This is a genomic window from Streptomyces sp. NPDC056486 (assembly GCF_042795295.1).
GTDB lineage: Bacteria > Actinomycetota > Actinomycetes > Streptomycetales > Streptomycetaceae > Streptomyces.
The window spans coordinates 19948-24066 of record NZ_JBHTSF010000135.1 but is presented as its reverse complement, the minus strand read 5'-3'; the positions used below and the strand labels follow the sequence as shown (position 1 = coordinate 24066).

Here is a 4119-nt window from a genome sequence, read left to right as displayed (position 1 = left end):
CCAGAAGATCTGGGGGCCCCGCCCTGAACGCTGCCGACGCCTAAGGCGTGGAAACGGCCGTCAGTTGTCGTCCTCGTCGATGAGGAAGCCACGCATCGGCGACGGAGCCTGCTGCATGGGCTGCGGGGCCTGCGGCCGCACCGGCGCCATCGGCTGGGTCATCGCCGGGGACATCTGCTGCTGGCCGCCGTAGGACGGGCCTGCGGTGGGCTGGTTGCCGCCCATCGACTGCTGGCCGCCGTACGAAGGGGCGCCCGCGCCGGCCGGTGCCATGGAAGGCGCCGGGGACGGCGGAAGGGAAGCAGCCGCCGGAGTCCGCGGAGGAGCCAGCGAGTCGTCGGCCTGGGTCTCCAGCTGACGGAGCTGCGACTCCAGGTAGGACTTCAGACGCGTGCGGTACTCGCGCTCGAAGCCGCGCAGGTCCTCGACCTTGCGCTCAAGCGTGGCGCGGGCGGACTCCAGGGAGCCCATCGCCACACGGTGCTTCTCCTGCGCGTCCCGCTCCAGGGCGTCGGCCTTGGCACGGGCGTCGCGCTCGAGGCCCTCGGCACGCGAACGCGCCTCGCCGACGATCTTGTTGGCCTCGGAACGGGCCTCCGCGATCGCCTGGTCGGCGGTCTGCTGAGCAAGGGAGAGCACGCGCGCGGCACTGTCGCCGCCGGGGCCCTGACCGGGCTGGGGCATCTGCGGACCGTGGCCGCCCATGGGACCACCCATGGGGCCGCCCATCGGGCCACCCTGACCCATCGGTCCTGGACCCTGCGGGCCACCCTGCTGCGGGCCGTGCCCACTGGGGCCCGCGGGAAGCTGCGGCGCGCCACCGGGCAGCTGCGGCGGACCGCCCATCTGCTGGTGCTGCGGATGCTGCTGCGGGTGCTGCTGCTGCTGCGGCGGCACCGGCTGCGGGCCCGATATTGCGGCGGGCACGGGAGCACCCGGACCGCGCTGGTCCTGCGGTTCCGGAGGCTTGCGCATACCGCCCTGCTGCTGGTTCTGTGCAGCGGCGCGGGTGGCTGCGGCCAGCTTGGCGCGCAAGTCCTCGTTCTCGCGGAGCAAGCGAGTCAGTTCGGCTTCGACCTCATCGAGGAAGGCATCGACCTCGTCCTCGTCATAGCCTTCTCGGAGGCGGACGGTCGTGAACTGCTTGTTCCGCACGTCCTCGGGGGTCAACGGCATCTCTTCACCTCAACGTAGTCGTCGGCATTCGGCAAGACCGTATCGTTCACACGCCGCTCACAACCATGATCAGGATGTAGACGATGATCATCAATACGAAGAAGGACAGGTCGAGCGCCACGCCCCCGAGACGCAGCGGCGGAATGAACCGCCGCAGAAGCTTGAGCGGTGGATCAGTGACAGTGTAAGTGGCCTCCAGAACGACCACCATCGGCTTGCCGGGTTGCCATGAGCGGGCGAACTGGAAGACGTAGTCCATGACCAACCGGAAGATCAGCACGATGAGGAAGCACATCAGCGCGATGTAAAGCACCTGCAAGACCACGCCCATGTTGGCGGTTCCCTCTCCCCATGTTGCTCGTGCTGCGTTTGCCGGTTCTGCGTTACTGCGTCACTTACGTCTCAGCTCTGGTTGAAGAACCCGCCCTCTGCGATGCGAGCCTTGTCCTCCGCCGTTACATCGACGTTAGCAGGCGACAACAGGAACACCTTCTGCGTCACTCGCTCAATGCTGCCATGAAGGCCGAAGACCAGACCGGCGGCAAAGTCGACAAGTCGCTTCGCATCCGTGTCGTCCATCTCGGTCAGATTCATGATCACCGGAGTGCCCTCACGGAAGTGTTCCCCGATGGTACGGGCCTCGTTGTAGGTCCGAGGGTGCAGCGTGGTGATGCGGTAGGGCTCCCGCTCGGACACGACCTTGGGCATGATCACCGGTGAGTTCTTCTCCAGGCTCTGGCGTTCAGGTGTGATGGATGCCACGGGGGCGATTCGCGCCGGACGTCCTGATTCCGCGCCTAGCGAAGCGGAATGGGCGACGGGCTCACGCTGTGCGGGAGGCTGCACCACTCGTACCGATTCGTCCCTTTCGGGCGCGTGCGCCTGACGGGATTGATGTGACTGGTGAGGCGGCTCATGCCGCCGACGGTCCCGCTCGGGCTCCGGCTCGGGTTCGAACTCGTCATCGGGGTCGAACCCCGGACCGTCGTACCCGTCGTCCTCCACGAGGCCGAGGTAGACCGCCATCTTGCGCATCGCGCCGGCCATGCTCTGAGTCCTCCGCTCTGTGGTGGATCGGCTGTCGTCACCAACTGCCCGCGATCCACGAGGCCTCCCCGCCCAACAGCGAGAATGACCATATTTTCTGCTGTGGTCCGACTTCTTGGCGACGTTACCCGAGCCCGGGTCGGACTCCGAGTACCGCCGTACCGACGCGCACATGTGTCGCCCCGGCCGCCACGGCCTGTTCGAGGTCCGCACTCATCCCTGCCGATACCATGTTCGCAGCCGGATGAGCCGCGCGCATGAGGGTTGAGAATTCCATCAGCCGCTCGAACGCCGCCTGTTGCCGCCCCGCGTACGGGCCGGTGAGCGGCGCCACGGTCATCAGACCGTCGAGCCGCAGCCCCGGCGCCTGATCCACGAGTGCGGCCAGCTCTTCGATTCCGCCGGCACCCACTCCCCCGCGCTCGCCCCGCCCGTTCTCCTCGGCGTCGAGAGCGACCTGGATCAGACAGCCAAGCTCCCGCTCCCCGCGCACGGCACCCGTCGACAGGGCTGTGACCAGCTTGGGACGGTCCACGGACTGCACCACATCGGCATAACCGACCACAGAACGGACCTTGTTGGTCTGCAATTGACCGACAAAGTGCCAGGCAAGGGGAAGGTCGGAGCATTCGGCGGCCTTGGGGGCCGCGTCCTGGTCGCGGTTCTCGGCCACATGACGCACACCGAGTTCCGAGAGAATCCGCACATCACTCGCGGGATAGGTCTTGGTGACCACGATCAGGGTCACCTCCTCCCGCTTGCGCCCGGCCGCCGCGCACGCGGCCGCGATGCGCTCTTCGACCTCCGCCAGATTTGCGGTGAGTTGAGACTTACGGTCCGTCATGCCCTATCAGTCCAGCCAGACATAGCCCGCGAGCCGACCGGTGGTCCGGTCGCGGCGGTACGAGAAGTGGTCACCGGATTCCAGGGTGCACACCGGCGACTGCTCCCGGTCGTGCGCCCCGAGCCGCTCCAGCTGGGCGTGCACCCCCGCGGTCACGTCGACCGCCGGAGTGCCCCAGCTCGTCTCGGCGTACGCCGCGGGCTCGATCGCCGCGACCTCGGCGCGCATCGCCTCCGGCACTTCGTAGCAGCGGCCACAGACGGCGGGGCCGGTACGGGCGATGATGCGGGCCGGGTCGGCGCCCAGCTTCACCATCGTCTCGACGGCGGCGGGAACGACCCCCGCCACCATCCCGGGCCGCCCCGCGTGAGCCGCCGCCGCGACCTTCGCGACCGGGTCGGCGAGCAGGACGGGTGTGCAGTCCGCGGTGAGGACCGCGAGGGCGAGGCCCCTGCGGGCGGTCACCACGGCGTCGACCGCCGGGATCTCGGCATCGGAGCCCCAGGGCCCGTCGACCACGACGACATCGGGGCCGTGGACCTGGTTCATCCAGACGACCCGCGCCGGGTCGATGCCGAGCGACTCGGCGGCCAGCGCACGGTTCGTCCGTACGGCCTGGGGGTCGTCGCCGACCGCACCGCCGAGATTGAGCTCTTCGTACGGAACGGCGCTCACCCCGCCCCACCTGTCGGTGAAGGCGAAGTGCGCGCCGCTCACAGTGCTGTGCTGGCTTATCACTTCAGAAAGTCCGGCACGTCCAGCTCTTCGGCCTGGCTGTCCTGGTAGGGACGGGCCGGCGGAACCTGCGGGGCCACGGGCGCGGACGGGGTTTCGTTGACCGGGGTCACCTCGATGGGCTCCGGGGTCGACGGCTCGTCGTGCGACGTGACGCTGCCCAGACCGCCGTAAGGCGAACGGGACTCAGCCGGACGGCTCGTGGCCGCAGGCTGCTCGTCGCGCTGCTTGCCCGACGAGGCGCTCAGGACGGTGTCCCGCTTCGACGGCGGCTGTCCGCCGGCGAAGCCCGCCGCGATGTCGGTGACCCGGACCAC

Annotated in this window: 5 protein-coding genes and 1 pseudogene; all 6 read right to left on the bottom strand. The window is 68.7% G+C overall.

What is annotated here, in order from left to right; genetic code table 11:
- Positions 1-60: 60 nt before the first annotated feature.
- Positions 61-1176: a DivIVA domain-containing protein gene (locus ACFQ7F_RS35625; protein WP_383280009.1), complete on the bottom strand. Its 1116-nt coding sequence runs from the start codon at positions 1174-1176 to the stop codon at positions 61-63.
- Between the two features lie 46 nt (positions 1177-1222).
- Complete coding sequence (locus ACFQ7F_RS35620; protein ID WP_383280007.1) at positions 1223-1507, bottom strand: YggT family protein; 285 nt, start codon at positions 1505-1507, stop codon at positions 1223-1225.
- A gap of 71 nt (positions 1508-1578) precedes the next feature.
- Positions 1579-2223 carry a cell division protein SepF gene (locus ACFQ7F_RS35615; protein ID WP_383280004.1) on the bottom strand — a complete coding sequence of 215 codons (645 nt, stop codon included), beginning with the start codon at positions 2221-2223 and terminating at the stop codon, positions 1579-1581.
- Positions 2224-2347: 124 nt separating this feature from the next.
- Complete coding sequence (locus ACFQ7F_RS35610; RefSeq protein WP_383280001.1) at positions 2348-3067, bottom strand: YggS family pyridoxal phosphate-dependent enzyme; 720 nt, start codon at positions 3065-3067, stop codon at positions 2348-2350.
- Between the two features lie 6 nt (positions 3068-3073).
- Complete coding sequence (gene pgeF, locus ACFQ7F_RS35605; protein WP_383279998.1) at positions 3074-3805, bottom strand: peptidoglycan editing factor PgeF; 732 nt, start codon at positions 3803-3805, stop codon at positions 3074-3076.
- Positions 3802-4119: pseudogene (locus ACFQ7F_RS35600) on the bottom strand (cell division protein FtsZ); the annotation flags it as partial. The pseudogene ACFQ7F_RS35600 and the gene pgeF, both read right to left, overlap by 4 nt.

Bases quoted from the DNA above. Each gene is read 5' to 3' on its own strand.
- ACFQ7F_RS35615 (WP_383280004.1), bottom strand. From the start codon at position 2,223: ATGGCCGGCGCGATGCGCAAGATGGCGGTCTACCTCGGCCTCGTGGAG.
- ACFQ7F_RS35625 (WP_383280009.1), bottom strand. From the start codon at position 1,176: ATGCCGTTGACCCCCGAGGACGTGCGGAACAAGCAGTTCACGACCGTC.
- ACFQ7F_RS35620 (WP_383280007.1), bottom strand. From the start codon at position 1,507: ATGGGCGTGGTCTTGCAGGTGCTTTACATCGCGCTGATGTGCTTCCTC.
- ACFQ7F_RS35610 (WP_383280001.1), bottom strand. From the start codon at position 3,067: ATGACGGACCGTAAGTCTCAACTCACCGCAAATCTGGCGGAGGTCGAA.